Here is a 25,604-nt window from a genome sequence, read left to right as displayed (position 1 = left end):
CGGGAACTCAGCCACCCCTTGTCCAGGTCCGGGCGGCCGCGCGTTTCCCCGGCTTGGGGCCCATGCTCGGCGCCCGCGTCCTCGCCGAGCTGGGCGACGACCGGTCACGGTTCGCCGACGCCAGAGCGTTGAAGTCATACGCCGGATCCGCCCCCATCACCAGGGCTTCCGGCAAGAAGCGATTCGTCGGCCGCCGGTTCGTCAAGAACAACCGCCTCATCAATGCCGGCTTCCTCTGGGCCTTCGCCGCCCTCACCGCCTCGCCAGGAGCGAACGCGCACTACCGGCGCCGACGCGAGCACGGCGACTGGCACGCCGCCGCACAGAGGCACTTGCTGAACCGCTTCCTCGGCCAGCTCCACCACTGCCTCAAGACCCGACAGCCGTTCGACGAACAGCACGCCTTCACACCGATCCTGCCACCTCCAGCCGAGCAGGCGGCTTGACTTCATAGCCCCCTGAGATGTCTTGACAGCGCCGGTCCCGGCCACCGATCAGATCGTGGTCAAGGGGGCTGTGATAGAGAGCCCGCCACCGCGCGCCGTGCGCCCGGTGCGGTGGGGCGGTGGTCCGGCGCGCGGCGCATCGGATGCCCGACATCGTGGCGCGCGTGCCGGGCATCGTCGGGAGGCGCGCCGGGTGTCGTGCGGAGCATCGTGATGCGCGCGGGAGTGGATTCCAGCGTCAGCCGGTGCACCCCGGAGTGGCTTCCACCTGGTGGAATCCATTCGATGTTCTGCATCCGGTGCCGGGCATCGTCCACTGGATACTGAACATCGTGGATTCCACTCGGTGGACGATGCCCGGCATCGTCACCACAGCCAGACGCTGGAGTGGGGCAGCCGGGACAGGGCCCAGCCATCGTCGTCGGATGCTGCCTCGGCCCCTGCCGGTGGGCACCGGCGGTGCGGTCCACGGCACCGTGTTCGGCCACGACGGCTCGGCTCTGCCGGCCCTGCCTAGGTGAGGCCAAAGAGCGCGATGACGCCGAGCATAAGGGCAAACAAACCGAGGTACCACAAGAGCCACTGCTGCGGGGTGCACCGTTCACGCGCGATCAACACAGCGAGGACAATCCCGAACGCAGGGCCGAGCATGACCAGGATCACGACTTCGAAACCGGCTATACCGTTCTGAGCAAGCATGATCCCTCGCAGGTCCATACACGTCGAACTAACCACAGAACACGGCTACTTGCAGACGATAGCGCGCCACCACCCCGGTGCGGTGGTGTCCATCGTCATCCGGCGCACCAGAGTGGGGCCCACTCGGTGGACGATGCCCGGCATCGTCACCACAGCCAGGCGCTGGAGTGGCGCACCCGGGACAAGGCGCGGGCGTCGCGGCGTGCGGCCGCGTTGCCGATCCGGTTCTGCCGGGGGCGGGGCCGGCGCGTGTTCCCGGCGGCGAGGCGGCGCTTGGCGGCGTCCTGGAGCCGCCGTCGCTGCTTGCGCAGCTCCTGCTTCTGCGCAGCCTTCGATTTGTGCTTCCGGGGGCGCTTCCACACCGGCTGCCACCCCGGGTCCTGATCGAGTTCGGGCTCTGGGTTCTCGTCGAGCGCGGTGGTCATCTTCTTGTGGGCTGCGCGGGCCCGGGCGAGGGCGTCCTCGAGCCCCGGGATCTCCGGAGCCTCCGGAGTCCTGCGGTTCTCGGGGTTCTCGGGGTTGTCCGGTGTGGTCATGCGGGTCCTCCGGTGGGGGTGCGGCCCGGCGTGGGCTGCGCGCCAGGCGGCGGGGTGTGTGACGGCGCGGGCGCCTGCGGGGCGGGGTGCGGCCGGTGGCGGTGGGCGGCGGCGCGCTCCCGGACGCCGTTCTGGAGCCTGGCGGCCATCTGGGCGACGGCCTCGATCGTGGTGCGGGTCTGCTCCAGCGCGGCGACATCCGGCCCCTGCTGCTGCTCCTGGGCGCGGCCAGTCTTCCGGTCCGGGCGCGAGGGGCGCGGGCCGGACCTCGGGACGGCGGGCGCGGCGACGGTGTGCGGGCGGGCACGGGAGCCCAGTCGCTCCGAGCGGCGCACCGCGTGAACCCGGGCTTCCAGCACGCGGGCGGCAAGGCGGGCCCGCGCGTAGAGGGGCAGTGTCCGGTTGCGGGTCAGCGGCCGCAGCACGGCCTGGTCCTCGGTGTCGTGCGGGTACAGGGCGTTCAGGTCGGCGGTCATCATCAGGCCCCGGCCGACGGGGCGGGTGTAGTCGTCGATGACGGTCTGCACGATTCGTTCGTCCAGGCCGGGTTCGTGCGGGCGGCCGCGCAGGACGTAGGAAAGGTGACGGCGGGCCTCGGCGAGGAGATGGTGGCGCTTGAAGGCGCCGCGCATCACGTACACCATGGCCACGACGTCGACGGCCGCCAGGGCGACGTCGACCATCGGCCGTACCCGCGCCCAGACCGCGGCGGCCGCCGCCCGCGCCCGTTCCGCGAGCCGGTCCACGACATCGGCGCCGAAGGCCCGGATCGCCGAGTTCCGCCATCGCTCGCGGAGCTCGGACAGCGACCGGAGCTCGGTGCGCTTGGGCGGGCGGGTCCGGTCGGCAGCCCGGCAGCCCAGCCCGTAGCCGGCCTTCTCCCCCGGCTCGTGCCCGTGCTCCTGGACGTACTCGGCGGTGAGGACGGACAGGGCGTCCTCGATCTGCTGACGACGCGTCGACTGCCAGCCGATGAGCCGCCGGTCGACACCCGCGATCTCCATGACGGGACGCCGCCCCGGAGTCACCTCGCGCGGCTCCCACGCCCACCCGAGCCGGGCGGACACCTCCTCCATGAAATAGAGGAGGTAAAGGGTGTCGGCGGCGACGATGTGGGTCATCAGCGAGTCCGCCGACAGATTGCCCCACTTCCCGTCGTGCCGCCGCCGGGCCCGGATCGACACCACCGCGTGATCGTGGAGAAGTGGCCTCGACTCGGCGGCCCTCGATTCGTAGTGCCGGAACACCGCGACGATCAGCCCGTCCTTCACCGGGGCGCGCTGCTTCCCGCCGGCCTTCCAGCGGATCTCCGCGACCGACTCCCCCAGCCACTTCAGCGTCCTGGCCACGGAGATGTCCTGGCACTCCTCCAGCACCCGACGGATCCCGTCATCCATCAGCGCCCACGCGATGTGTGCCGTCGGCGGCGGCCGGAACGTGAGGTCCATGCCCAGCCAGGGGATGCGCTCCTTGGCCTTCTCCGTCTTGGGTGAGCGGTTGTGCTCGATGGGCCTGCCCAGCACGGTCGCCCGCCGGGCCTTCGCCGGATCGTCGCCCGCCTGAAGGCGCTCGGCCTCGATCCGGTCCGCGTCCGGGTGCCGGCCGTCGCCCAGGAGCAGCTCGGCCTGCCGCTCGGTCACCACGTCCCCGGCCGCAAGGCCCACCGCGGCCAGTCCCCCGCCCCTCCAGATCCCGGGCGGGACACCGGCTTCGTTCTGGGCGGCGCGCAGCGCCTTACCTGCGGGGCGGTGGCCGTCGCCGACCATCACGCCGCGGAACAGGTAGCGCCACCCGTCCCCTGGGCGGACATCCGATTTACTGATCACGGGCCCATGGAACACCGGAGTTGACCTGCGGAAGAGGCCGATCCCGGGTGCTTCCCGCCGGGCGGGAGGCCATCACCGAACCTTTACCGGAGCGCCCGTCAGACGGGCCGCCGTATCGGCCCGCGACGGTAAGCCGCCGACCTGTGCACAGTGCGCCGCATGAACACAGAACAGCTCCACGGAGACCTCTGCCCGCTGTGCCACCGCCCCCTCACTGAGCGGATCACCACTGTGGTCAGGTCAAACCAGTCCGCCTACCCGACACGCATCGACACCCCCCCTGCGCCCCCTGCGCCAACGACATGACCCGCGCGCAGCAGTTCTGGGACCTCATGAACGCCCGCGACGAGAGCTGACCCCGACCGTGCGAATACTGCGCGCCAACCACCACCCACACCCCACCGGCCTCAAAGACGCCGGGTAGGGCCAGGGAACACCACCACTGGTATCCAGCACGCAGCAGCGCACCGCTCCCCCACCCGACCACCACCGCGTCGCCGACGCCCTTCAACACGACCAGCCACCACCGCCCCCGGCCGACCTCCGGCCGGGGGCTTCGCACGTCCCGGAGAAGATCGCCGTGCCCACGTACGAGACCCTGACCCGCTTCACCCGCGACTGGGACCGGCTCACCGCAGCGCAGCGAGACCGCCATCGGTTCAGCGTCTGGTGCGGACGCCCTGGTAACCGGGCCCGAGCCCACGCCGCCCCGCCCGGGGCCGGGCTGGCTTTCCAGACGCGGCCCGTTGCCCGGTACCAGCATCAGGTACAGCCCGTTCCCCGGACGCGGCGGTGTCAGGGTCGGCGGGGAGACCGAGCCGGCGGCGCGCCTCTGCGGTGGCCGCCGCCACGGCGGCGAGCGCCTCGGCGGTCTCCGGGCCGATCCCGGACAACGCCGTGGCCAGCACGCCGATCGCGTCCAGCACGTCCTCGGCCGCCGCCTCGCTCCAGGCAGTGGGCGTGACCGCATCAGCAAGATGACAGGCACTCACCACCGCCATCTCCGCCCGCTCCTCGACCCCGGGCGCAGCCCGGGAGTTCAGTCCCATACCCGGGTTCAACGACGCAGCGGGTGGAAACGATCGCCGCCTTCGCGCTGATGCCGGTCCGGTTTTTCAATTCGCTGTCCGGGGTCCGGGGTGTTCACGCCGTCTCCAACCTGGGTTGTCTGTCCGGTCTGGAACGGAAGTCGCCCGCGAGGGGGCGGGCCCGGCCGGAGGCGGCGTCCGGGCCGCCGTCCTCACTGTGCCTTCGACGGCCCTGCACGGGGGCGCTGGTCCAATGCGTCCTTCAGCACTGACCGGCCGGGCGGCAGCCGTCCCCGAACACGACTCCGCACAGACCGTCCGGACCATGCGCATGCCGGGCGGCAGCCACCACACCAACCCCACACACCTCAAAACGCCCAGCAGACGACTTCTTCGCCGCACCGCACCTGCTCTACGCACCACTCCCCCACCGAAGAACCACCGCCCCCGGCAGGCAACGCCGGGGGCTTCGTGCTTCCCAGAGGAGATCGCCGTGCCCACGTACGAGACGCTCCCCCGCTTCACCACCGACATCCACCGGCTCACCCCCGCCCAGCGCGAACGCTTCCGCCGCGTCGTGCGCACCGCCTTCGTCCCCGACCTCCGCACCGGCCACCGCCGCTCCGGACTCAGGGTGAAAGGGGTCCAGTGCGCCCGGCAGGGCGTCTACGAACTGACCTGGGCACCGGACGGACGCGCCACCTGGGAATTCGGCATACCGCTACGGCCCGGGCAGCCCCACATCGTCTGGCGGCGCATCGGTACCCACGCCATCCTCACCAGCCCCTGACTATCCAGCACAACCCCGCGTACAACGAACACATAGCTGCGTACCGTCGGAACACAGCAGCGCTGCTACTCCCCGCCGTCATCGCCGAGTGCGAGCCGAGCCGGGAAGCAGGACTGTCGAGATCCACAGCCTTCATCGTGCCGGTCTGCGTCGCGGGATCCCGTCGGCTACTTACACGAGACGGCCGTGACATGACGAGGGGAACGCCGCGTCAGCAGCTGCTATCTGGCATCCCACTCCCAGTCGTACTGACTACCGACCACTCGCTGTCATTAGGCCAGCACGGTGGAGCAGTCCGACGCGCGACGCGCCAGGAGGCCGATTCTCGGCCTGCCCATCCGGCTTGGTTTTACGGCCGTAAAACATCTCAGAGGGGGGCTTCGCCAGATCGCATGCCCTGTCTGAAATGATGCTCTCCGTCCGAAGTACCGGAACGCGGGAAGCACTCGGAGAAGTACATGCCCCACATCACTGTCGTCCTGAACCAGAAGGGCGGCATCGGAAAATCTATGATCGCGATGCAGTTGGCTGCGGTCTACGCGGAGACCCTGAGCGCCGAGGGGGACCCTGAGGTCGCCGTGGTGTCGATAGACCCTCAGAGCACAAGCGTCGACTGGGCCGAGCGTATCGAGAAGGCCGGACGGGTTGTCCCGTTCAGAGTCATCGAGGCCAGCGGCAACATCGGCAACCTGCGCAAGCTGCGTCGCGCGAAGGCCAGCATCATCGTGATCGACACTCCCGGCTTCTTGCCCTTGGGCGAAGACGGAGAGAGCATCGACCCTCTCGGTGACGGCCCTGTCGGGGATGCTCTGCGGGCGGTGCTCGACATCGCCGATGACGTCATCGTTCCGCTGGAACCAGACCCGGCTGGCTTCAAACCGACCCGAACCACGATCGAGAGGGTCATCAAGCCACGAGGGCTGCCCTACGGCGTAGTGGTCAGCAACTGGGAGCCGCGTGACGGACGTCTGGACCTGGAGCGAACCCAGAGCATGGTCAGAAAACAGGGCTGGGAGCTGTACCGGTCGGACATTAGGCACTTCCGGATGCATGCTCGCGCTCTGGAGGAGGGCCGAGTCTGCACTCAGTACATGTCCAACCACACCGCGACGAAGGCCAAGCAGGACTTCCTCGGCCTGGCTCTGGAGCACCAGTTGCGTCGCCAGAAGCAGGCGGCACTGTGATGGCGGCCAGCAACCGGAACGCGTTCGATGATTTCTTCGACAATGACGAGCCTGAATCAGTCGTTGACACCAAGGCTGAGGGCCGCCTCTTGCGTGTGCCCCTCGGCCGCATGGCACCGAACGGCGTGAACCCGCGAACCGATTTCGGCTCGCCGGAACAACTGGAAGACCTCGGACGCAGCCTCAAGCGTCGGCAAATCCAGGCGGTACCGGTCGTCACAAAGCGCGCCTACTTGAAGCTCTGGCCCGACCATCGGGACCGGGTCGGCAACGTCGACGTCGTCATCGTCAGCGGCGAAAGGCGATGGCGCGCGGCGACTGTGGTGGACCTCGGAGCTCTCGACTGCGTCATCAACGATGATTTGGCTGCCAGCCGGAAGGTGTTCATAGAGGCTGTCGTCTCCGAGAACGTGGACCGGGCGAATTTTGACCCGGTGGAGGAGGCTTACGCCGTCGTCGCCCTAGTGACGGAGTTTGGCACCAACCGGGCCGTCGCGCAGCACTTCGAGCGGGCCGACGGTTGGGTCACCCAGCGGGTCCTGCTGACGCATCTGGCTCCGGCAATGCAAACGCTGGTTCGACAGAAGGGGATGCCGGTCGAGAAGGCCCGCAGCCTCGGCAAGCTGGCCCGCGACCATGCCTGGACTGAGGAACAGCAGGCGGAGTGGTGGCAGGAGCAGCAGGCGGAGCGGGAAGCGGCAGCGGCGACCCGAAAGGCCGGGAGGAAGGACCGCAAGGATCCGTCTCGCCTGAACGGCACATCTCCCCCGCGTGCGGCTTCTGGGAGGACTGCGAACGACCAGCAGGCCCAGCCTCAGGCCGGGAGTGCTCCGGTCATCACTACGCAGGCATCAAGCTCTGCCGAGCCGGATGCTCTGCGGTCTGACGAGCTGGAGCAGAAGAGGATTTCGGATACTCCGGATGTTCCGGACCCCCGCGGTGAGTCGTCTGCGGGCGCCAAGGAACCGGCTCGGTGGACGGGGAGGGTTCCGTGGCGGGATGTCGAAGGACTCGCCAGAGCGATGATCGAGCACATGACTGAGGAAGAGATCGGGCTTCTTGCCACCCGGTTGATCGAGCACCGGAGCGCTCATCGGAACATCGCTTCTTCCTGAGGTCTGAGACACGTCGACCGCCATGGGGTTTTACGGCCGTAAAACCCCATGCTCCGAGCACTCAGGGCCTGTGGCTGCGCCAGGAAGCCGCTGCAAACTGCGCTGGCACCCGGTGGACAAGCTCGACGGCGTCCTCTCTGGCAGTCAGGGGAAGCACAGCCCGCCGCAGAGGCCCTGAAACAGAAAGAGCCCTGCTCCTTCCCTGTTTGGGAAGGAGCAGGGCTCTTTGACGTGCGCGTTGTGTCTCCTACAGGACGATGAGGATGGTGGCGGCCAGCGTCAGGTCGATGGCGTTGCTGTGGTGGCAGTGCTTGTGGTGGGTGACCCGGGAGAGGCTGTGGATCTTGTCCGGTCGGCAGCCTTCCTTCATCTCGACGCGGATCTGCGCGGGGTGCTTCTGGCCCGGTGGTGGGGGGAGCTGGCGCGGTCTGCTCCGCTGAGGTGGAGGCGGACGACGAGAAGGAGCAGGACTGCGGAGGCGGCGAGGGCGGCGATGACCTTGCCGTCGGTCCTGCCGACCTCCGTGGCCGCTGCGACGACCGCTTCGGTGAGATTCAGGTCGGTCCGGTCGGGCACCACGGTGCCGGCGGTATCGAGGTCGGGGTGTGCAGGGCGGTGGCGAGGTCGGCGGTCGGGTTCGGGGGCAGGGCGGTGGCGAGGTCGGCGGTCGGGTTCGGGGGCAGGGCGGCGGCGACCCGGCGGCGGAGGTCGTCGTCGGGGATCCACAGGCCCTGGCGGCCGGGTACGGGGACGGGCTGGGGGAGTGGGAGGACGTCGGCGAGTTGCCAGTGCGAGTGGCCGGGAAGGGCCCAGGTGCTGCACGTTCCGCCGCAGTCGGCGTGGGTGCCGGTGATGCGGGCGACGGCCAGGACGGCCTTCGCGGGCATCGTGAGGTCGCGGGGCATCTGCCGTGCGGCTTCCGGGTCGGTGCGCAGCCCGGCGTGGATGAGGACCAGGCCGCGGTAGGTGGTGCGCCAGGTCCGGTTCTCGGTGTCCTTGCCGAGTTCGGTGATGGCGGATGCCCAGGGCTGCCGGAGGGTGAGCGCGCGGAGCGGGCGGGTCTCGGACACGGCGACCGGCCCGCTCGTGTGGGGACGGGGTGTCATGCGGCGGTCGGAGTTGTGTGGTGGGTGCCGGGGCGGCCCGGGTGGCGGCCGTTGACGCTGGGCACGCGGTGGTGTTCGGGGCGGGCCTCGATGGCGTGGCCGGTGCGCTTGCCGTCGTACATCGCGATGTCGGCGGCCCTGAGCAGTGTGAAGAGGGTGCGGGTTTTGAGGGTGTCGGGGGAGGCAGCGCCGATGGAAACGGCGATGTCGACGGCACCGTCGCTGGTGGTGATGGGCCGGCGCAGGGCGCGGTTGAGCTGGTCGAGGCGGAGGGTGCGGCGGCCGGTGCCGATCCGGGTGATGGCGGCGAACTCGTCGCCGCCGAGCCTGCCGACGAGACCTCGGCTGCCCCTCCCAGGCGGTGAGTCGGGCGGTGGTCTCGGCGAGGACCAGGTCGCCGGCCGGGTGGCCGAGCCGGTCATTGACCTGTTTGAAGTGGTCGAGGTCGCAGACGAGGACGACGGCCTGGTCGCGGTAGCGGTCGAGGAACCGCTGCGCGTGGGCTGTCCAGCTCTCGCGGCGCAGGGCGCCGGTGAGCTGGTCGCGTCCGGCTTCGGCGAGGCGGCGGCGCAGGCGGATGCCGTCGGCGACGGCGGCCAGGGCGAGCGGGACGGCGGCGGTCACCAGTGCGGCAGGGGACTGCCGTAAGGCGGCGGGGCGGGCATGATGCTCTCCGTTCTCGCCCTTCGTGGGCGGGGATTGGGAAGAGGCGCACCCGGAGCTCTGCAGGCGGTGGGTGCGCCTCTTTGCGTGTCGCTTGGTGCCGGCGCTCACTGGCTGGCGGGAAGGGGCGGTGCGGCTGGTCAGTCGCTGGTGCCGGTGACGACGATGACGGTGGCGTCGTCACGGCGGCCGGAGGGGCGGTTCTCGGCGGCGGCCACGAGCTTCTTCGCGAGCTTCTTCGGGTGGGTGGCGTACCGCTTCGTCAGGTGTTTGATCGTGCGGCGCTTGACCTGGTCGGTGATGCCGTCGGACATCAGCAGGAGGACCCTCGTGCCGCTCGGGGCCTTGGTCTCGGCTTCGGCGACCGAGGTCGGTGTCGCGAGCGCGAGCGATGTGCGGATCCAGTTGTTGTGGAGCCGGGCGCGGGTCTTGTCGCCGTTGCGCCGCAGGAACACGCCGATGGTGTGCGGGTCGGTCAGGGTCCGCAGCCGGCGGCCGTTCCATTCCAGTGCTTCGCAGTCGCCGACCCAGGTCAGGCGGGTGTGACGGCCGGGGTGGATGACGGCCAGGACTGCGACGCCGTCGGGCACGGACTCGGGGCCGGCCCCGTCGTCGGCGACGAGGGCACCGGCGGCGAGGAGTCCGGCGAGCGCGCCGCGCTGGACTCCGATCCGGACCGCGGTCTCGGCCATCAGTGTGCCGGTCTTCGGCGCGGTCTTGGCGTGCCCGATCATGTCGACGACGCACACGGCGGTCTGGCCGGTGGAGCTGGTGAACTGGGCCCAGCGGTCGGCGTTGTTGCGGTCGGTGCCCTTGCGGGTCGCGGCCGCGATGCGGATCTCGGGCATGAAGCTCCTCCGGGTGGGATGCGAGGGGCGTCCGGCCGGAGTGTTCCCGGCCGGACGGAAGAGGCGGCCCGCTCGGTGCGAGCGGGCCGCCCCTGGGTGGTGTGGGTCCGGAGCCGGGCCGCCGTGGTGCCTCTGCGGCTGACGGCGGCGTAGGTGCCGTATCGGTCGAGGATGAGCTGCGCCTCCACCGCTTCGGTGTCCTCGGTGGTGTGCTGGGGCACAGTGGCGAGGTTGTCGAGCGCGTCGACTGCAGCAGCCGCGCCCCGATGGGGCGTGGCCTGTGGGGGTTCTGCCGGGTCGTGCTGCGGGTGTGTTCGGCGTGTGCGTGGCTCAGCGGGTCAGGTTGGCGAGGAAGGATTCGGCTGCCGACCAGGGGGTGAGCTCGATGCCGAAGGCGCTGTGTGTATGGGGGTTTTGGATGTGGACGAGTCTGCCGGACAGGTAGACGGTGTCGCCGGTGCGGAACGCTCCTGTGTAGGCGCCGAGGTAGCTGCGGAAGTGGGTGATGCGGTGGGCGAACACGGACGGTTCGTCGACGGTGGACTCCGTGACCGTGTCGACCTCGATCCCGTAGAGCGCCGGTGTGACCAGGCCTTCGGAGTGATCGGTGATGCGGGCGAGGACGGAGATCTCGCCTACCTCTTTGGCGACCGTCCCGGAGAATGCCTTGTCGCCGTCGGGCCTCAGCGGCTCACAGTTGATGTGCGCGCCCGCGCCGGCTGTCAGGCCCTGCAGTTTGCGGGCCTCCTGGCGCATGAGGGCGTCGAAGCTTCCCCCGGTCATGTATTTGGCGCGGCGCACATACAGGCGGGTGAGGGTCTCGCCTTCGTAGGGGTGGATGAGGGCGCGTTCGGCGAACAGTGCTTGTGCTGCCTGGTAGCCGCATGGCCCGTAGCAGACCAGATCGATGTCGGAGCGGGCGTTGGCGGTGCCGACGAGGAAGGATCCGGTCACGCCGATGACGTCCGCGGCGCCGGCCGCGACGATCCAGTTGATGATGGCGAGGAGGTCGTCGCTGACCGGGGTTGTGTCCAGGAGGTCGGGGGAGTGGTGCAGTGCGGTGAGGGTCTGGCGGCAGGAGTAGTGGGTGATGATGTCCTCGCGGGGGACGCCGGTGATGACGCAGCCCACTGTGGGGGAGTAGAGGTAGCACTCGGGCCGGTCGGCGAGAATGCCGAAGGCTTTGGACACGATGCTGTTCTGCCGGTAGGTGCGGCCGAAGAGCGTGCGGTCGCCGCGGGGGTCCGGGTAGTACTTGACGTAGCCCAGGTAGTGCGTGCCGGGATGGACGTCGCCGATGACTTTGAAGATCACCCCAGCGCGGTCCAGGAGGTAGTCGCGGTCACGGATGGTCGCCAGCGAGGTGCCGAGCGGCGAACTCTTCGAGGCTGGGGAAGAGGGCGGTATCGACCGTCCAGGTGCGCTCATACTGCTCGAGTCCCTTCGTGAAGAGGTGTCGGCGGTACTGCCATTTCAGGTGCTTGTCCGTGCGGGAGGGGTCGGTGGGGCGCATGAGGGCGAGGAAGAAGGAGGCCTTGACGAGGAGGTAGGCGCCGAGGTGCTGGCTGACCGGTTGTCCGGTGGTGCTCTCGCTCGCGTCGTCCAGGACGGCGAGGTACCGGCGGCGCTGTCCGGGGTCGGCGGTGTAGCCCTTGGCGTCGCCCTTGAAGGCGATGATTTCCAGGGCCGGGAGGGCGTCGTATCCGAGGGGCACCAGGCCGTGGTGCTGCCAGTCGATGACTCCGGCCGGCAGGACGTTGGGCAGGCCGTAGTCGAGGTGGCCCCGCACCAGCGGGACCGTGCCGAGGCGGTGCAGCGCGTCCTGGAGCGCGGCGTGGGTGCGGGGGCTGTCGAGGTCGGGGTTCTCCTGGAAGACGTTCTGGGTGAATCCGGCGCGGTCCAGCCACTGCCGCAGTGTGCTGGGTGTGGGCTGGACGAGGTGGGCGGCCTGGGCGTGCAGCAGCCGGGCGGCGACCTGGGCGGCGGTGTCGGCGATGTCGTCGGGCAGGTTCCGGCCGGGGCCGGGCGATGTGATCGCCTGGTTGTGGAGGGTCTGGTCGCCGAGGGACTCCTCCACCGTGTAGTAGTGGCCGTCGTCGGTGATGCCTTCGTCCAGGATGTGGGGGACCGGGTAGTCCAGGTCCGCGATGAGGCGCTGGAATCTTGCTTCTGCTCGGAGTTCGGGTCCGCCGGTGCGGCGGTAGCGGGTTCCGTCGGCGGAGACGTACACCGCACCGTCCGCAGCGGTCCGCTTCTTGACGTACCGCCAGTTCTTGTCGTTCATCTGCTCGTTCCTTCCGGCCCCTGTGGGGAGCCGTGGGTGGCCGGGGGGTCGGGGATGGCCAGGGGGAGGGTGTGGATGTCCATCACCCAGCGCATATCACCCGCGGCAACGCGGTGCCGGAGTTCGGCGAGGGCGTCACTCCCGGGTGTGTCCTGCCGGGCCAGGTGGGCGCGGCGCCAGAATTTCAGCAGGCCGGGGAGCTGTGCGGGGGTGATGCCTGCCCGGAAGTGGAGTGAGCACAGCGGGAGGAACCAGGTGAGGAACCGTTCCCGGAGTGCCGGGCTGACGCGGTGGACCTCGCAGAGCCGCTGCAGGACCGCAGGGTCGTCGTTGTAGGGGACGCGTCCGTGGAGCGCGTACGTCAGCCGTGTTCCGTTGTGCCGCCGGAACACGGTGCCGTAGGCGGCGACGTTGGCCGCGGCGTTCGCGGTGACCGTCATCACCGGCCGCCCGGCGCCGCACTGGGATGCGGCGGCCAGGGCGGCGATGTGGACGCCGGCGCGCGGGTCGAGGACCAGGCCGTGGAGCCCGAGCGGTGCGAGGCTGATGCCGTGGTCGCGGGTGCGGGACAGGATCAGCCGCTCCGGGACGTTCTGGGCGATGGTCAGCAGATGTCCCGGTGGACGGGCCCGGTGGGCGTGGAAGTCGTCACGTGCGAGGACGAGTGTGTCCGGGGGCCGTTCCCAGAGCAGCAGTTGGCGGGTGCGGGGCCGGGAGCCCTGGTGCCCGCACGCCCGGCAGGTGCGGGCGGCGGCACCGGTCATGTGATGGCAGCGGGTGCAGAGACGGACCTCGGCGGGAGTGATGGCCAGGGTGCCTTCCGTGAGGAGGCGTTCGGTCATCTCCAGCGCGAGGGCGGCCACCACGGCCGCGGTATCGGTGAGAACGGCCGGGGGTGGGCCGGGCGCGTATTTGGCGGCGATCGCGCGCTCTTCCCGTTCCTGCCGGCCGACGGTGTCCCTGTCGGGGGCGGCGCGGTGGCGCAGGTCTCCGGCCAGGGTGACGGTGTTCCACAGATGCGGGACCGGCCCGGTCCCGAGGAGGGTGTTGAGGGCTTCCGCAATGCGGATGCCGGCTGCTTTGCCCGGCCGTCCGGCGATGGTGAAGGGCCCGTTCTGCACCGGCCCGTTGACGTACAGGACGCTCACGGCCGCAGCCTCCTCACCGGTCCGGCCGGGCGGTGCCGCGGGCGTGGAACAGGCCGTCGGCCTGTTCGTAGATGAGGACGGCGGCGTTGGGCGTCTTGCACACCCGGGCCTCGTCGACGAGCTCGGTCACCGGCCGGCGCTCAAGGACCGCGCGCAGGGCGAGGATCGCGGTGTGGTGCGTGAACGCCACGACATCCCTCGCCGACAGGGTGTGCAGGCCGTCGACGAACGCCGTGGCCCGCTCCAGGACACCGTGGGCGAGGGATTCCCCACCGGGGCCGGGGGGCGTCCACAGGTGCTTGCGGCTCCGCCGGTCCTCCGCCAGCTCGGGATAGGTCGCGTACAGCTCCTGCTTGGTCATGTAGGTGGCAGCACCGTAGTGCTGCTCGTTGAGGAGCCCGGTCACCTCGCAGGGCAGACCGGGCAGAGCGAGCGCGGCGGTGTCGCGGGCGCGACGGTACTGCGAAGCGCGGATCGCCGGTCCGGGACGAGTGAGGTCCCGCAGCGTCTCCCGCAGCCACAGGCACTGCACAAACCCACGGGGCGTCAGCCCGACGACATCCCGCGACAGGACATGCGCGGCCGGCCCGGACCACGGACGGGGATTCTCGTAGAAGCCGGTGTACTTGGTGGCGTTCTCAACGGACTCGGCGTGACGAACAAGGAAGAGCATCCTCATCCTCTCGTTGAAAGCGCTGCTCCGGTGGTCTGGGGCGGCGCAGAGTGCGCTCAACTCGGTCAGGGGTCAGCTGGCGGTCTCGATGCCGTCACGCAGACGGGTGCGGGCCCGGGCCAGGGGCGCGGCCTGTTCTCCACGTCCTTTCCGGCGAGGATGCAGGTGGTCCAGGGCTGGCGGATGGTGCTGCCGCGGATCCAGTCGGGGTTTGAGAGGTTCATGCCGCCTGCCTCAGGGTCGCGGTGCCGGGGCGACCGGCGCGGCGGCCGTTGACGGAGGGAACGGTGTGGTGGCGCGGTCCGGCGAGGATCACACGGCCGGTGTGCTTGCCCTCGTAAAGGGCGGCGTCGGCGGCCCGCTGCAGCGGGGAGAGGTCGGTCGTCCCTGCCGTGCCGGGCGAGGCCGCACCGATCGAGGCGGCGACGTCGACCGGCCCGGTACCGGTGGCGACCGGCTCGGCGAGGAGCCGGATCAGGTGGGCGAGGCGCAGTTGGTGGTGGCGGGGGTCGATGAGGGTGAGGACGGCGAACTCGTCGCCGCCGAGGCGGCCGACGATGTCGCGGGGGCCTGCCCAGTCGGTGAGCCGGGCGGCGCTCTCGGCGAGGACCAGGTCGCCGACGGCGTGGCCGTGGGTGTCGTTGATCTGCTTGAAGTGGTCGAGGTCGACCAGGAGGACGACGGCCTGGTCGTGGTGGCGGGCGAGGAGCCGCTGCGCGCGGGGTGTCCAGCTCTCACCGCGCAGGGCACCGGTGAGTCGGTCCCGTCCGGCTTCGGCGAGGCGGCGGCGCAGCCGGATCCCGTCCGCCACGGCGGCCAGGGCGAGCGGGACGACGACGGCGGTGGTCAGCAGTGCGGCGGGGGAGTGCCGTAAGACGGCGGAGGCAGGCATGATGGGACTCCTTCTGCCGCCCTTTCGGGGCGGGGGATTGGTGAAGAGGCGCACCCTGTTGCTGTCGTAGGCAGGGGGTGCGCCTCTTCGGTGTCTTCGCGGGATGACTTTTGTTCGTGTGGGGTCGCGGCCGGGACGGGGATGTCGTCCAGGTCGACGGTCAGGCGCGGTAGACGGGCGGGCGGACCCCGGCACGGAGCTCGCGGATGAGGGAGCAGGGGCCCTTGGTGGCGCAGTAGGCGTCGTCGGTGTCCGGCAGGGTGTTGCCGGTGGTGCCCCACATGTCGCGGGCGACCGCGTTCACGACGCGCAGCATCTCGCCGTTGTTGGGGCGGCAGGCGCTGTTGGTGCCGCTGACGCCGTGCCGGTGGGCGCTGATGATGTGCTGGCGGGCCTGGCGGGCGGCCCAGCGGCGGCTGGTGGGGCCGGTGTTCTCGTGCACGTGTCCGGAGTCGTGGGCGGTGTCGAGGTGGCAGGCGGTGCAGTGGTAGGTGACCAGCTGATGCGGCTCACCGCCGGGGCTCCAGGTGCCTTCGAACTCGTAGACGATGACCTCCGCACCCGGGATCTCGGTGTGCGCGAAAGCCGTGATGAGGCCGATGCCGTCCGCGATGCCGCCGCGGGTCTTGGTGTTCCAGTAGGTGCGGGGGAGGAAGGTGTCCCAGCCCTTGCCGTGGGGCCACTGGGCATACATCACGCCCTGCGAGGCGTCGAAGGCCGCGTTGCCGCCGGTGTTCTCACGCTGGTACCGCTCGATCTGCGCGATCGACCCGACGTACATGGCGGAGAACTCCTCCGACTCCAGGAAAATCAGCCCGTATCCCTCGGGACGGGTGTCGTGACCGTCGCCCTTCAGCATCTCGACGATGTCCTCGTAGCCGGGGGTTACGGGGGTGATGGTGCCGACGAGGGAGAGCCGGTACCGGTCGCAGCTGGTGACGTTGGCCGGGTTGGTGTCGCTGACGTGGTGCGCGGTGCCGTACGTGGTCGTGATCATGATGCCCATCGGGGTGTCCTTCCTGGAGTAGCCGCGGGCGCGGGGTGTGTCCGGTGCCCTGCGGGTGGTGAGGGACCACCGCGACCGCCCCCGCAGAACCCGTTCGGGGTGCGGGGGCGGCACGGAAATCCGTCACCGGCCCTCAGCCGGCCTGCCGGTCCGGTGTGGTGTGGTGTGGGCGGCGTCGTAGGCGTCGAGGACGCGCTGCGGGATGACGCCCCGGTCGGCCACCTCGTAGTGGTTGGCGCGGGCCCAGGTACGGATCGCCGCCCGGTCCCGGCGGCCGGACGCGACCGGAACGGGGTCCGCCTCCGCGCCGGTGCCCGCGGCACCAGCCCGGTTCTTGACCGCCTTCAGCTCCCGCTGCGCCTGGTCCAGCTCGGCACGGAGCTTGGCGACCCGCTCCTCCGCGGCGCGCTGGGCTTCGTCGGCGGAGTGGCGCTCGCGCAGACCGTGGAGGCCGTCCCGGATCCGTACGGCCTTGGTGCGGATGGTGGCGGCGGGGTGGTCGTCGGCCCAGGCGAGGAGCTGCTCGACGGTGACGTCGGCAGTGGGGGCGGGGTGCTCGGTGACCTCGGTGATCGGGGTGTCCATGGTGTCTCCGTCAGGGGTGGTGGGGGAGGGGTGGGTGGCGGGGGCGGGGAGGCCGAGCGCGTCGAGGAGGTGGTGGAGGTCGTCGGGGCCGGTGGCGGCACGGGCGACAGCCCGGGCAGCGGCGGCCTCCTGCTGCTCGGTGGTCTCCGTGAGGTCGAGGCTCTGTGCCTCCCGGGAGACGTCCCAGTCGGTGAACACCTCATGCCTCCATGCGGTGGAGCGGGAGGAGGGCGGTCTCGCAGGTGTCGCAGCGGGCCTCGTCCGGGTCGCCTCCGAGATGGACCGAGAGGAGGTCGGCCGGGCCGGTGACCCGGGTCCACAGTGCGCGGTCACCGCAGTCCGGGCAGGACTCGGGGAGGCGGGCTTCCCAGCCGTGGTCGAACGGGTCACCGTCGTCCTGCTGGCGGAGCAGGAGCTCGCGCCCGGCGACAGCCAGGAGCAGATGTCCGGGGGCCGGGTGGGGGGAGACAGCGGCGGCCAGGTCGTCGCCGAAGGCGGCCCGGAACTCGGCCCGCAGATCACCGGCTGGTGTGTTCGCGGCGCTGGTGCGTTCCAGCAGCATCCGGAGCAGGTCGAGGCCGGTGACGTCGTGGACCTGGGCGAAACCCTCCTGCCGGAGCGTCTCGGGAGAGGGGATGTTCTGGTGCTGGTGGGCGATCACGTCAGCGGGCACCTGCCGTGCCGGGGGCCGCCCTTGCTGGCGGTCCTGGCAGACGGTCAGCGGGGTGCGGACGACGAGCGCGACCGCCGGGACTTTGTGGGTGCGGGCCCGGTCTACCAGAGCAATCCGGTGGGCGTGGTGGGTGCTCGTTGCGTCCACGACAGTCGGCAACCGCCGGGCCAGACGGCCCGCAAGGACGGCGTGGAAGACGGCGAGCGCCGCAGGGGTGGAGCCTTGGTCCCCGGCGCAGCCGGACACCCGGGCGCGGCAGTCGTCGAGGGACAGCCTCCACTCGGCCGGGAAGGCCGCGGTCACGGCCGTCTTCCCGGCGCCGGCAGCCCCGATGAGGACGTACAGAGCCGGTTCGGGCAGCCGCAGGCGGGCGAGAGCGCTGGCGGTGGCGGTGTGCGGGTTCATGGGGCTCCTGATCGGTGGCTGGGGGCGGTTGCTGAGGGTTCACCGCAACCGCCCCGGCATCAGCGGTCCGAGGGCGTCTGTGCGGGGCGGGTGCGGGTCTTGAGTCGGGCCGGGCACCGGCCGCGGTGGCCGGTGCCCGGGGTGCCAGGTGGTGCTCAGGCGGTGGTGGTGTCCGCGGTGGTCGTGCTGGTGTCCGTGGCCGTCGTCTCGTACGGGGCGGTGAGTTCGTCCAGCGCGCGGCGGATACGGGCGGCGTTGCCGAGGACGTACTCGCGGTGGTGCTCGGCGGATACGGGCGCGGTGTGGGCGGCGCGTTCCTGCTCCGGGGTGCCCACGGTCTCCACCAGGTGCTCCAGGTGGAACATGGCCGCGGCCATGGCGGTGAGCATCGGTGTCTCCGTGCGGGAGACACGGTCGGCGAACGGGCAGCCGGACTGCGGAAGTCCGGGGGTGCGGGCGCTGCTGGGTACGGACGTCGTCATGCGGGATCTCCTTGCGGGTTGAGGGCGCGGGCCGCCCAGCTGAGGCGCGGCCCGGCGTTGGGGGTGGGGAGGGCGGCGGCCTCGTGCAGGTAGCGGGAGGCGTCACCGTCGCGGTCGGGCTCGATCTGCTCCGCCCGCCGGGCGGCGGTGGTGACCAGCTGCGCGAGGGCGGGGACGAGGCCGCCGGGGACGTCGGCGTCCTCCTGGAGCTCGCGCAGGATCGCGGCGAGCTCCAGGCCGTCGACGTCGTCGGCACCGAGGTCGTCCTCGATCTGCTGGAGGGCCAGGGAGGCGATGCCGACCGCCGCGCGGACGCGTTCCAGGCGGGTGCGGGTCACCGGCTGGGGCGGGTGGTGAGCCAGGTGGTGACGGCGGCGGCACCGACGCCGATGGCGCGGTGGAGGGCCGCGTCCAGCTCCATCCACGCACTCCCGGGGCCGGTGATCTCCTTGGTGACCGCGCCTTCGGCGTTGAGGCGGAGCGCCTGGCAGTGCTCGATGTAGCCGGTCTTCTTCGTCTTCTTCGCCAGCCACAGAAGAAGAGCTCCGCGATCAATGGCGGCGTGCGTTCCGGCGTTGATGGCCGCGCCGGCGAGCAGCGCGGCCGGGGTGATCCGGTAGCCGAAGGCACGGGTGATCGCGACGGTCGCGGTGAGCTGGACGGCGGTGTAGGAGGCGACGTGGGATGCGACGGCGCGGCGGCCGAGGGTGGTGGTGGTCATGGTCGGGCGGGTGGAGTCCTCGGTGGCGGGGGAGCCGTCGGCGTGGACCAGGTCGTCGCCGTACAACCGCTTCCGGGAGGCGGTCTTGCTGCCCTGGACCCAGTGGTCGCAGGCGGGGTGGAGTTCGCCGAAGAGGGTCAGCAGGGTGCCGAAGAGGGCCAGGCGTTCGATGGTCAGCGGGTTTCGGGGCATGCTGGTCTTCTCCTGATCTCGAAAGGGTGAAGGGGAGTGGGTGGCCGGCCTCTTGCCGATGCTGCGGTCACCCGGCAGTCCCGCCCCCGGCCTGTGTGGCCGGGGGCGGGACTTGTTTCGGAACGGGGTTCGTCCGGCCGGGCCGGTGGGAGCGCAGCCGGGTCAGCTGCTGCGGCGGCGAGGGGTGCCGGTGTTGTGCCGGCTGCGGGGGATACGGACTTCGCCGGTCATGCTGTTGGCGTGCACGTCCAGGTCGTCGGTGACGGCCTGTTCCGTGCCGGTGACGGTGATGTCGCCGGACACCGTCTTGGCGGTGATGTCGCCTCCGGCGGTGGCGTGGATACGGATGTCGCCGGACGTGCTTTTGAGCTGTGCGGTGCCGCCGAAGTCGCGGATGGTGACGTCGCCGGAGACGGTGGTGGCCTCCGCGAGATCGGTGCGGCCGAGCCGTACGTCGCCGGAGATGGTGCGGGCGGTGATGGTGGGGGAGTTCTCCACGTCGATGTCGCCGGACTGGGTTCGGGCGGTGACTCGCTCGCTCTGGCCCGGGGCGCGGAGGTCTCCCGACTTCGTGGAGGCGGAGATCTCGGCGAAGGTGCCCTCGGCGGTGACGTCGGCGGAGTGGGTGGAGGCGGTGACCGAGCTTCCTTCGGGGACCACGGCGGTGATCGTGATGGGAGACCCACCCCGGATCGTGCTGAGGGTGTCGCGGTACTGGAACCGGGACTGGCCGCTGCTGATGTTCAGGTCTCTGCCGGACACCATGACGATCGAGCCGTAGTTGTTCTGCACGCTCTGAACGACGCCGCCGTAGTTGTCGCCGGTGATGAAGACGCCGCTCCCGCTCATGCCGCCGCCATCGCCGTTGCCCTGGACATGGGCGGTCAGCACGCCGCGGCTGTCCCAGTGGAGGTCGGCGTCGCGGACCGCGTCGGCAAATTCGCCGGTGTCGTCGGCCGTGTGGACGGTGATCTCGGCTTCCGTGCGGGTGGGGTCGGTGCGGACGGTGACGACGCCGCCCGCGCCCAGGAGCCGGGCGTCGATCAGGACGGGGCCGGGCTGCTGGGCGGTGAGGGTGCGGGTGGGCATGGCAGATCTCCTCTGCGGTCGGTGTGGGGTGAGGACGGAGTGAGCTGCGGCCGTCAGGTGACAGCCGCGGGAAAAGGGAGTGCAGGTGCCGGGGCCGGGGCCGGCGGGGATGCCCTGGCGCGGTCCGGCTCGATCGGGTGTGGGCTGATTGGCCACCGCACCGCCCCTGCCGGTGGCCGGGGCGGAACGGGCAGTCCGTCAGACCGCGACCGTGGGGGTGAAGGTGGGGTCGTCGTCCAGGAGCTCGCTGCCGGCCGCCGGGACCGCGGGGAGACCGGCGGTCCGGGCGGCGAGGTGGTGGCGGATCTCCTCGATGCCGGTGATGGTCACCGGCTCCTCGCTGTCGCCGGTCAGGAGCGTGAAGCGGTGCTCGCGGACGTAGGTGCCCTGCTCGCCGCGGTGGTGGAGGACCACTCCGGGGGCGAGGTAGAAGGACGCCTCGCCGTCCTCGTAGCCGCGCCACCTGTTCTCGTCCTGGAGGAACCCGGCACTCTCGTCGATGCGGAACGCGGCCGTGGCGGCGCGGTGCGCGGCGTCGTTCTCGGTCGCGGTGACGACCTGGGCGAGGGCCTCGTCCAGGGTGACGGCCGGTACGGGGGCCGAGGGGCGCGTGCTGCTCAGCGGGGCACGGGTGCGCAGCAGGCGGCGCAGTGGGGCGAGGGCGAGTTCGGTGAGTGTGTCGGTGGTGATGGCGCCGATGACGGCGGTGGCTCCGGCGAGGAGGATCCGGGGTTCGTGGGACCAGGTGGGGGTGAGGTGGTGGCCGAGGTAGGCGCCGATCGCGCCGCCGGTCAGCATCGATGCCATGCCGCCGCATTCGATCGCCGAGGTGGCGATGGTCTTGGCCGTCTGGCGCAGGGTTGCGGTCATGTGGTGGAACTCCTTCTTCTCGGTGCGCTCAAGAGGGGTGGGGGCTGCTGCGGGGCGGAATGGGCGCTCGCGGTGTCGGGTCAGGTCCGGGGTGCCTCGGCGGCGGGGGTGGTGGGGTGCTGGTCGAGCCATGTCCGGGGGTTGTGGCCGGCGGCCGTGGCGGCGTCCCAGGCGAACTCGCCGGTCTCTCCGCTTTCGAGCTGTTCGGCGGTGTCGGCGACGGTGGTGGCGGCGAGGTGCGGGTCTGCGGTGTGGAGGGCGTCGAGGTAGCGGTAGGCCGTCCAGGCCGTGGCGCCCGCGGTGGCGTAGGCGGCGAACGCCTCGGTGCCGATGCCGTCCGCCGTGAGCAGCGCGTGGGTGTTGCGGAGGGCCTGTTTGAGGAGGGCTCCGGCGGCTTCGGCGATGTCCGTGGGGACTTCGCCGGGGGAGTGGTCGGGGGCGGTGGGGATGCCGTCCGGCATGGTGGTGGCTGTGCCGGTGGAGAGGGTGTGCTGCCAGGCGGTACGGACGCTGGTGGGGGTGGTGAGGTGGTCGGTGCCGATGCCGTGGCGGCGGCTGCGGGTGGGCATCTGGGCTCCGAGGAAGTCCTCGCCGACGAGGAGGACAGCCTGTTGGTCGGCGGTGGCGCGGAGGCGGATCCTGGTGTCGGCGGTGCTGAAGCGGGCCAGGAGGCGGGTGTCGAGCGCGGGGAACGGCACCCCCGTACCCGTGTCGGAGGTCTGCTCGATGATGCCGAGGAGAAGACCGCGCCAGTCGAAGAACTTCGTGTCCGGGCTGACCGCGATGCCGAGGTCGCCGGTGGTGGTGAACCGCAGCCGGTCGCCGTCCGGGGTCACGGTGACCGGGATGTGTCCGGGCTGGGCGGTGGCCCACTCGCGCAGGGAGCCCAGGGCGGGGGCCGGGATCGTGCGGACGAACAGGTCGCCGTCCAGGCCGTGATGGCGGTAGCGGGCGGCCGCGACGGTGAAGCGGTCACTGGCCACCGCGTAGAGGTAGGTGGCGTCGGCCTCCAGGCGGATGCCGTGGAGCGGCGTGGTGAACTCGTCGCCGATGTGGTCGACGGTGCGGTCCATCAGACGGATGAGCTGGTGGGCGTTGACGATGACCGTCACAAGGGTTCCTCGGTGCCGTGGGTCGTCGGGTGGGTCGGACGCGTGCCTGCCGGCCCCTTGTTCCAGGGGCCGGCAGGCACGGGGTGGTCCAATCGGGTCGAGGGGTACGGGGCTATGCGCCGCCGTCCCTTCGCGCGGCCTCGGCGGCGGCCTCGGCAGCGCGGCGGGTCGCTTCCTGCTGGGCCTCGGCGGCGCGGCGGAGTTCTTCCATCAGGGCAGCGGTCTGGGCGTCGTCGGACATGTTGGTCTCCGTCTGGTGTCGGTGGTGGCGGGCTGTTGCGCTGCGCGCTGCGGGCCCCGAGACCGGGGCCGCAGGGCGCGAGGGTGTACGTGGGGGAGGGGTTGGGTTCTCTACAGGGCGAGGGCGGCGAGGGAGAGGGCGAGGGCGGCCGCGGCGGTGAGGATGAGGGCGGCTCCGGCGGTGGCCCACCAGTAGTGGCCCATGGCCTTCTCGTCGTGGAGGTCGCTGAGGGCGTCGGCGAGGCGGGCGTGGACGGCGGTGAGCGGGGGGAGGGTGGTGTACCAGCGGCCGCGGCGGTCTATCTCCCCGAAGGTTTCGCCGTCGGGGAAGTGCCCGCCGTGCTGAGTGGTGCGGTGGTCCTCGCCTTCGGCGGCGAGGGCGTTGAGGCCGTGGCAGACGGGGCTGGTCGTCCGGCAGACCGGGCAGCGGTATCGATAGCGGCGCACGGGGCGTGGTCTCCTGGTGGCTCGGGGGGCGGATTCTGGGCAGGGCAGTGCGACGCCCCGCCGGGAAGGGTTCTCCGGCGGGGCGTCTGGTCATTGGGGTGGTGCGGTGTTCTCGGGCGCGGCGGCCGGATGGGGACGCGCGCCGAATCGGGGCGGCGGTCAGGCGGCCTCGTCGTCGGCCTTCTCGGGTCGGGGGCCGAGGGCGACCTTGGAGGCTTTTCCTTCCTTGGTCCGGTGGATCTTTCCGGCCTTTTCCAGCTTGTTGAGGACGTTCGCGAAGGTCGATTCCGCGACCTGGCAGGCGGCCTGGAGCTGGCCCCGTTCCACGTAGTCGACGTCGTCGGGGTCGATGTCGTCGCCCTGGTCGAGCATGTCGACGTACATCGGGTCGGATTCGTCGCGGAGGGCGGCCAGGACCTTCTCCTCCGAGGTGAGCTCCTTGGCCTTCGGAAGGTCGACACCGGCGAACATGCTGCCTGCCTCGCCGGTGGCGCCCTCGCCGTCCTTCTCCTCGAAGCCGGGGATGGGGGTCATGGCCAGCTCCTCCATGCGGTCCTGGTCGCCCCACCAGGGGACGTCGACCGGGGCGAAGATGTTCTCCGGCCGGATGTGCGGAGCGGCGTCCTCAAGGGTGTCGATCCGCATCATGCCCGCGCGCCCGCCGGGGGCGGCGACGTAGCCAAGGCCGAAGGTGCGGCGCGGGTCCGACTCCTCCAGGGTCGGGTCGTACACGAGCGCGTCGTCCTCTTCCACCCACACCGGCGGGATCAGGGAGGGGTCGATCCCCTCGAAGCCCGGGGGGAGGTCGCCGAGGTTCACCTGGTCGCTGTCGGTACGCAGGATGATCCAGGTTCCGCCGGCCAGGAGGTTGGCGCGGATCGCCTGCTCGCTACCGAGCTGGTCCAGGTTCACGGTCTGGTTGATCAGGACCCAGGGCATGCCCAGGGAGCGGGTCAGGGAGGCACCGTCCTTGACGATCTTGACGGCCTCCTTGCGGTTCGGCGCCCCGGGGGCGAGCATCTGAGCGGCCTCGTCCAGGATCGTGGCGCAGTACGGCCGCATCGCGGACGGTTCGAAGTTCTTCAGCTCCAGGCGGGCGGCCTCTTCGATCCGGTGCTGGAGGACCCACCAGGACAGCCGCATGGCGCCCAGGGCGCCCTCCTTCGTCAGGCCGCTGTAGGCGGCCATCTTCGGGATCGCCGGGTTGGACGCTCCCTTGGGGTCGCCGTAGAGCTGGGCCATCTTGTTGGCGTGGTAGGCGAGGCTGATCATCTGGCCCGTGCCGCCCTTGCCGGAGCCGGTGGTCCCGGCGATCACGACGTGGAGGGCGCCCAGCTTCGGGTCGAACAGCTGGATCCTCGCGGGGAACCCGCTCACGATTTTGCCGATGCTGACCCAGCCGCCCGGGGTGGCCTTCAGGGAGTCCAGGCCCTGGAAGTCGTGCCCGGCCTCCAGGGGGTTGTGGTCCATGACGCGGATGATCGCGCGGCGCGGGTCGCGCCGTCCCGGCTCGTAGGAGACGAGGTCGATGGACCGGCGCAGCGCTCCGGCGAGTTCGCCGAGGTTGACGACGCGGGGGAGTGCGTCGAGGTCGTCGTCGGCGACGACGCGTGCGACCTGGCCGCCGGTGTTCTCGTCGTGGCCGACCTCTTCCAGGTGGGTCTTGGGCAGGACACGGGCCCGGACTCTTTTCCAGGCGCCCTGGAGGGTGGCGGGGTCCAGCTCCGCGCGCCGGGTGTACCAGACGGTGATGAACGCCTCGCCGGAGTGCGCCCCGTACTTGATGGTGATGTCGTCGACCGTGCGGCCGAAGAGGCTGGAGACGGTCTCCTTCGACACGTTCACGGAGTCGCCCAGGGCGGCGGTGATCCGGCCCTCCCAGCGGTCGGCGTAGATGACGACGTCGGACAGGACCTGGCCGCGGTGGCGCCCGTTCTTGGGGTCGCTGATAACGCGCCCCCAGGCAGCGATCATCTTGTCGGCCAGGGACACCGCGGCCGGGCCGCGGGTATTGGCCGGGACGGCCTGCGCCAGCGGCTGCGCCTGCTCCACCACGAGCCTGCGCCGTCCGAAGACGCGGCGAAGGCGCCAGCCGGTGAAACCGACTGCGGCCCACCAGCCCAGCGACAGGATCCCGGGAACGGTGACCGGCTCCAGGAAGCCGGCCATCAGCGCCTCGGACGCCTCGGCCCCGCCCAGCTGGCCCAGGGCCAGCCCCATACCGGTGGTGATCGTGGAGATCCCCATGGTGTCGCGGTGCGCCCGCGCGATGTCGATCCCGGGCAGCAGTTCGGCCCAGCGGCCCAGCCGGTTCATGTAGTTGGCACCGGCGAACGTCGCCCCGGCCAGGAACCCGGCCCCGGCGTAGGCCGCCGCGTCCGGGTCCAGGAAGGGGGCCAGGATGCCCACCCCGACGGGGAGGGCGATCTGGAGTGCCGCGGCGGCGCGCTCCGCCGGCTCCGCCTTCGGCACGGTCCTGGTGAGGGTGGGCATCGGGGACATCAGAGGGAACTCCTGTCTCTTCTGGGTGGTCCGCAAAACGGC

General features: G+C 70.9%; 29 protein-coding genes and 2 pseudogenes. 4 read left to right on the top strand and 27 right to left on the bottom strand.

Going from position 1 to position 25,604, the window contains the following annotated elements:
- Positions 1-44 precede the first annotated feature (44 nt).
- A pseudogene (locus tag ABD371_RS33105) lies at positions 45-446 on the top strand (transposase); the annotation flags it as partial.
- Between the two features lie 513 nt (positions 447-959).
- Here ABD371_RS33105 and ABD371_RS33100 read toward each other — a convergent pair.
- The 4 genes from ABD371_RS33100 to ABD371_RS33085 form a co-directional block, all read right to left on the bottom strand.
- Positions 960-1,145, bottom strand: coding sequence for a hypothetical protein (locus ABD371_RS33100; protein ID WP_344485489.1), 186 nt, complete (start codon positions 1,143-1,145; stop codon positions 960-962).
- Positions 1,146-1,291: 146 nt separating this feature from the next.
- Positions 1,292-1,681 (bottom strand): hypothetical protein, encoded by a 390-nt coding sequence (locus ABD371_RS33095; RefSeq protein WP_344485486.1) that lies wholly within the window; start codon positions 1,679-1,681, stop codon positions 1,292-1,294.
- Positions 1,678-3,447: a MobF family relaxase gene (gene mobF, locus ABD371_RS33090; RefSeq protein WP_344485556.1), complete on the bottom strand. Its 1,770-nt coding sequence runs from the start codon at positions 3,445-3,447 to the stop codon at positions 1,678-1,680. Before mobF ends, ABD371_RS33095 begins: the two co-directional genes overlap by 4 nt.
- Positions 3,448-4,166: 719 nt before the next feature.
- Positions 4,167-4,508, bottom strand: coding sequence for a hypothetical protein (locus tag ABD371_RS33085; RefSeq protein WP_344485483.1), 342 nt, complete (start codon positions 4,506-4,508; stop codon positions 4,167-4,169).
- Positions 4,509-5,028: 520 nt separating this feature from the next.
- Here ABD371_RS33085 and ABD371_RS33080 point away from each other — a divergent pair.
- The 3 genes from ABD371_RS33080 (at position 5,029) to ABD371_RS33070 (ending at position 7,624) form a co-directional block, all read left to right on the top strand.
- Positions 5,029-5,325 (top strand): hypothetical protein, encoded by a 297-nt coding sequence (locus ABD371_RS33080; protein WP_344485480.1) that lies wholly within the window; start codon positions 5,029-5,031, stop codon positions 5,323-5,325.
- A 458-nt stretch (positions 5,326-5,783) separates the two neighbouring features.
- On the top strand, positions 5,784-6,509 hold the full coding sequence (locus tag ABD371_RS33075) for a ParA family protein (protein ID WP_344485476.1): 726 nt from the start codon (positions 5,784-5,786) through the stop codon (positions 6,507-6,509).
- On the top strand, positions 6,509-7,624 hold the full coding sequence (locus ABD371_RS33070; protein ID WP_344485473.1) for a ParB/RepB/Spo0J family partition protein: 1,116 nt from the start codon (positions 6,509-6,511) through the stop codon (positions 7,622-7,624). The genes ABD371_RS33075 and ABD371_RS33070 overlap by 1 nt, the downstream gene beginning before the upstream one ends.
- Before the next feature lie 247 nt (positions 7,625-7,871).
- On the opposite strand, the gene ABD371_RS33065 is transcribed toward ABD371_RS33070, so the two are convergent.
- The 23 genes and pseudogenes from ABD371_RS33065 to ABD371_RS32955 all read right to left on the bottom strand — a co-directional run bounded on the left by ABD371_RS33065 (position 7,872) and on the right by ABD371_RS32955 (position 25,562).
- Positions 7,872-7,994, bottom strand: coding sequence for a hypothetical protein (locus tag ABD371_RS33065; protein ID WP_344485470.1), 123 nt, complete (start codon positions 7,992-7,994; stop codon positions 7,872-7,874).
- The gene (locus tag ABD371_RS33060) at positions 7,991-8,203 is read right to left on the bottom strand and encodes a hypothetical protein (RefSeq protein WP_344485467.1); all 213 of its coding nucleotides are present in this window, start codon (positions 8,201-8,203) and stop codon (positions 7,991-7,993) included. Before ABD371_RS33060 ends, ABD371_RS33065 begins: the two co-directional genes overlap by 4 nt.
- Positions 8,179-8,730 carry an ASCH domain-containing protein gene (locus ABD371_RS33055; RefSeq protein WP_344485553.1) on the bottom strand — a complete coding sequence of 184 codons (552 nt, stop codon included), beginning with the start codon at positions 8,728-8,730 and terminating at the stop codon, positions 8,179-8,181. The genes ABD371_RS33060 and ABD371_RS33055 overlap by 25 nt, the downstream gene beginning before the upstream one ends.
- Entirely contained in the window at positions 8,727-9,152 is a 426-nt protein-coding gene (locus tag ABD371_RS33050) for a diguanylate cyclase domain-containing protein (protein ID WP_344485464.1), read from the bottom strand. Before ABD371_RS33050 ends, ABD371_RS33055 begins: the two co-directional genes overlap by 4 nt.
- Positions 9,145-9,354 (bottom strand): annotated as a pseudogene (locus ABD371_RS33045) (diguanylate cyclase domain-containing protein); the annotation flags it as partial. The gene ABD371_RS33050 and the pseudogene ABD371_RS33045, both read right to left, overlap by 8 nt.
- Before the next feature lie 179 nt (positions 9,355-9,533).
- The gene (locus tag ABD371_RS33040) at positions 9,534-10,241 is read right to left on the bottom strand and encodes a PP2C family serine/threonine-protein phosphatase (RefSeq protein WP_344485461.1); all 708 of its coding nucleotides are present in this window, start codon (positions 10,239-10,241) and stop codon (positions 9,534-9,536) included.
- 330 nt (positions 10,242-10,571) lie between these two features.
- A complete protein-coding gene (locus tag ABD371_RS33035) occupies positions 10,572-11,669 on the bottom strand; it encodes a nucleotidyltransferase domain-containing protein (RefSeq protein ID WP_344485458.1) in 1,098 nt (365 codons plus the stop codon).
- Positions 11,584-12,525, bottom strand: coding sequence for a phosphotransferase (locus ABD371_RS33030; RefSeq protein WP_344485455.1), 942 nt, complete (start codon positions 12,523-12,525; stop codon positions 11,584-11,586). Before ABD371_RS33030 ends, ABD371_RS33035 begins: the two co-directional genes overlap by 86 nt.
- Complete coding sequence (locus ABD371_RS33025; protein ID WP_344485452.1) at positions 12,522-13,673, bottom strand: hypothetical protein; 1,152 nt, start codon at positions 13,671-13,673, stop codon at positions 12,522-12,524. Before ABD371_RS33025 ends, ABD371_RS33030 begins: the two co-directional genes overlap by 4 nt.
- 13 nt (positions 13,674-13,686) lie before the next feature.
- Positions 13,687-14,346 (bottom strand): histidine phosphatase family protein, encoded by a 660-nt coding sequence (locus ABD371_RS33020; protein ID WP_344485450.1) that lies wholly within the window; start codon positions 14,344-14,346, stop codon positions 13,687-13,689.
- A 220-nt stretch (positions 14,347-14,566) separates the two neighbouring features.
- Complete coding sequence (locus tag ABD371_RS33015) at positions 14,567-15,238, bottom strand: GGDEF domain-containing protein (protein WP_344485448.1); 672 nt, start codon at positions 15,236-15,238, stop codon at positions 14,567-14,569.
- 160 nt (positions 15,239-15,398) lie between these two features.
- The gene (locus ABD371_RS33010; RefSeq protein ID WP_344485446.1) at positions 15,399-16,244 is read right to left on the bottom strand and encodes a hypothetical protein; all 846 of its coding nucleotides are present in this window, start codon (positions 16,242-16,244) and stop codon (positions 15,399-15,401) included.
- Between the two features lie 123 nt (positions 16,245-16,367).
- Complete coding sequence (locus tag ABD371_RS33005) at positions 16,368-17,027, bottom strand: Lsr2 family DNA-binding protein (protein ID WP_344485444.1); 660 nt, start codon at positions 17,025-17,027, stop codon at positions 16,368-16,370.
- 1 nt (position 17,028) lies between these two features.
- Complete coding sequence (locus ABD371_RS33000) at positions 17,029-17,907, bottom strand: AAA family ATPase (RefSeq protein WP_344485443.1); 879 nt, start codon at positions 17,905-17,907, stop codon at positions 17,029-17,031.
- Positions 17,908-18,062: 155 nt separating this feature from the next.
- Positions 18,063-18,389, bottom strand: a complete 327-nt coding sequence (locus ABD371_RS32995) for a hypothetical protein (RefSeq protein ID WP_344485441.1) — start codon at positions 18,387-18,389, stop codon at positions 18,063-18,065.
- On the bottom strand, positions 18,386-18,727 hold the full coding sequence (locus ABD371_RS32990) for a hypothetical protein (protein ID WP_344485439.1): 342 nt from the start codon (positions 18,725-18,727) through the stop codon (positions 18,386-18,388). Before ABD371_RS32990 ends, ABD371_RS32995 begins: the two co-directional genes overlap by 4 nt.
- Positions 18,724-19,302 carry a hypothetical protein gene (locus tag ABD371_RS32985; protein ID WP_344485437.1) on the bottom strand — a complete coding sequence of 193 codons (579 nt, stop codon included), beginning with the start codon at positions 19,300-19,302 and terminating at the stop codon, positions 18,724-18,726. Before ABD371_RS32985 ends, ABD371_RS32990 begins: the two co-directional genes overlap by 4 nt.
- Before the next feature lie 162 nt (positions 19,303-19,464).
- Positions 19,465-20,391 (bottom strand): DUF4097 family beta strand repeat-containing protein, encoded by a 927-nt coding sequence (locus tag ABD371_RS32980; protein WP_344485434.1) that lies wholly within the window; start codon positions 20,389-20,391, stop codon positions 19,465-19,467.
- A 198-nt stretch (positions 20,392-20,589) separates the two neighbouring features.
- Positions 20,590-21,261, bottom strand: coding sequence for a hypothetical protein (locus ABD371_RS32975; protein ID WP_344485431.1), 672 nt, complete (start codon positions 21,259-21,261; stop codon positions 20,590-20,592).
- An 80-nt stretch (positions 21,262-21,341) separates the two neighbouring features.
- Positions 21,342-22,373 carry a hypothetical protein gene (locus ABD371_RS32970; RefSeq protein ID WP_344485428.1) on the bottom strand — a complete coding sequence of 344 codons (1,032 nt, stop codon included), beginning with the start codon at positions 22,371-22,373 and terminating at the stop codon, positions 21,342-21,344.
- Positions 22,374-22,485: 112 nt separating this feature from the next.
- Positions 22,486-22,614 carry a hypothetical protein gene (locus ABD371_RS32965; RefSeq protein WP_344485425.1) on the bottom strand — a complete coding sequence of 43 codons (129 nt, stop codon included), beginning with the start codon at positions 22,612-22,614 and terminating at the stop codon, positions 22,486-22,488.
- A gap of 110 nt (positions 22,615-22,724) precedes the next feature.
- Positions 22,725-23,060, bottom strand: a complete 336-nt coding sequence (locus tag ABD371_RS32960) for a hypothetical protein (protein WP_344485422.1) — start codon at positions 23,058-23,060, stop codon at positions 22,725-22,727.
- A gap of 159 nt (positions 23,061-23,219) precedes the next feature.
- Positions 23,220-25,562, bottom strand: a complete 2,343-nt coding sequence (locus ABD371_RS32955) for a hypothetical protein (RefSeq protein ID WP_344485419.1) — start codon at positions 25,560-25,562, stop codon at positions 23,220-23,222.
- Between the last annotated feature and the right edge of the window lie 42 nt (positions 25,563-25,604).

It is taken from the genome of Streptomyces amakusaensis (genome assembly GCF_039532665.1).
GTDB lineage: Bacteria > Actinomycetota > Actinomycetes > Streptomycetales > Streptomycetaceae > Streptomyces > Streptomyces amakusaensis.
This window is presented reverse-complemented; position numbering and strand designations above follow the sequence as displayed.

What these genes read in the sequence shown, in the direction of transcription:
- ABD371_RS33100 (WP_344485489.1), bottom strand. Translation starts at nt 1,145, where the DNA reads ATGCTTGCTCAGAACGGTATAGCCGGTTTCGAAGTCGTGATCCTGGTC.
- ABD371_RS33095 (WP_344485486.1), bottom strand. Translation starts at nt 1,681, where the DNA reads ATGACCACACCGGACAACCCCGAGAACCCCGAGAACCGCAGGACTCCG.
- mobF (WP_344485556.1), bottom strand. Translation starts at nt 3,447, where the DNA reads ATGGTCGGCGACGGCCACCGCCCCGCAGGTAAGGCGCTGCGCGCCGCC.
- ABD371_RS33085 (WP_344485483.1), bottom strand. Translation starts at nt 4,508, where the DNA reads ATGGCGGTGGTGAGTGCCTGTCATCTTGCTGATGCGGTCACGCCCACT.
- ABD371_RS33075 (WP_344485476.1), top strand. Translation starts at nt 5,784, where the DNA reads ATGCCCCACATCACTGTCGTCCTGAACCAGAAGGGCGGCATCGGAAAA.
- ABD371_RS33070 (WP_344485473.1), top strand. Translation starts at nt 6,509, where the DNA reads ATGGCGGCCAGCAACCGGAACGCGTTCGATGATTTCTTCGACAATGAC.
- ABD371_RS33065 (WP_344485470.1), bottom strand. Translation starts at nt 7,994, where the DNA reads ATGAAGGAAGGCTGCCGACCGGACAAGATCCACAGCCTCTCCCGGGTC.
- ABD371_RS33055 (WP_344485553.1), bottom strand. Translation starts at nt 8,730, where the DNA reads ATGACACCCCGTCCCCACACGAGCGGGCCGGTCGCCGTGTCCGAGACC.
- ABD371_RS33050 (WP_344485464.1), bottom strand. Translation starts at nt 9,152, where the DNA reads ATGACCGGCTCGGCCACCCGGCCGGCGACCTGGTCCTCGCCGAGACCA.
- ABD371_RS33040 (WP_344485461.1), bottom strand. Translation starts at nt 10,241, where the DNA reads ATGCCCGAGATCCGCATCGCGGCCGCGACCCGCAAGGGCACCGACCGC.
- ABD371_RS33035 (WP_344485458.1), bottom strand. Translation starts at nt 11,669, where the DNA reads ATGAGCGCACCTGGACGGTCGATACCGCCCTCTTCCCCAGCCTCGAAG.
- ABD371_RS33030 (WP_344485455.1), bottom strand. Translation starts at nt 12,525, where the DNA reads ATGAACGACAAGAACTGGCGGTACGTCAAGAAGCGGACCGCTGCGGAC.
- ABD371_RS33020 (WP_344485450.1), bottom strand. Translation starts at nt 14,346, where the DNA reads ATGCTCTTCCTTGTTCGTCACGCCGAGTCCGTTGAGAACGCCACCAAG.
- ABD371_RS33015 (WP_344485448.1), bottom strand. Translation starts at nt 15,238, where the DNA reads ATGCCTGCCTCCGCCGTCTTACGGCACTCCCCCGCCGCACTGCTGACC.
- ABD371_RS33010 (WP_344485446.1), bottom strand. Translation starts at nt 16,244, where the DNA reads ATGGGCATCATGATCACGACCACGTACGGCACCGCGCACCACGTCAGC.
- ABD371_RS33000 (WP_344485443.1), bottom strand. Translation starts at nt 17,907, where the DNA reads ATGAACCCGCACACCGCCACCGCCAGCGCTCTCGCCCGCCTGCGGCTG.
- ABD371_RS32995 (WP_344485441.1), bottom strand. Translation starts at nt 18,389, where the DNA reads ATGACGACGTCCGTACCCAGCAGCGCCCGCACCCCCGGACTTCCGCAG.
- ABD371_RS32985 (WP_344485437.1), bottom strand. Translation starts at nt 19,302, where the DNA reads ATGCCCCGAAACCCGCTGACCATCGAACGCCTGGCCCTCTTCGGCACC.
- ABD371_RS32980 (WP_344485434.1), bottom strand. Translation starts at nt 20,391, where the DNA reads ATGCCCACCCGCACCCTCACCGCCCAGCAGCCCGGCCCCGTCCTGATC.
- ABD371_RS32975 (WP_344485431.1), bottom strand. Translation starts at nt 21,261, where the DNA reads ATGACCGCAACCCTGCGCCAGACGGCCAAGACCATCGCCACCTCGGCG.
- ABD371_RS32965 (WP_344485425.1), bottom strand. Translation starts at nt 22,614, where the DNA reads ATGTCCGACGACGCCCAGACCGCTGCCCTGATGGAAGAACTCCGCCGC.
- ABD371_RS32955 (WP_344485419.1), bottom strand. Translation starts at nt 25,562, where the DNA reads ATGTCCCCGATGCCCACCCTCACCAGGACCGTGCCGAAGGCGGAGCCG.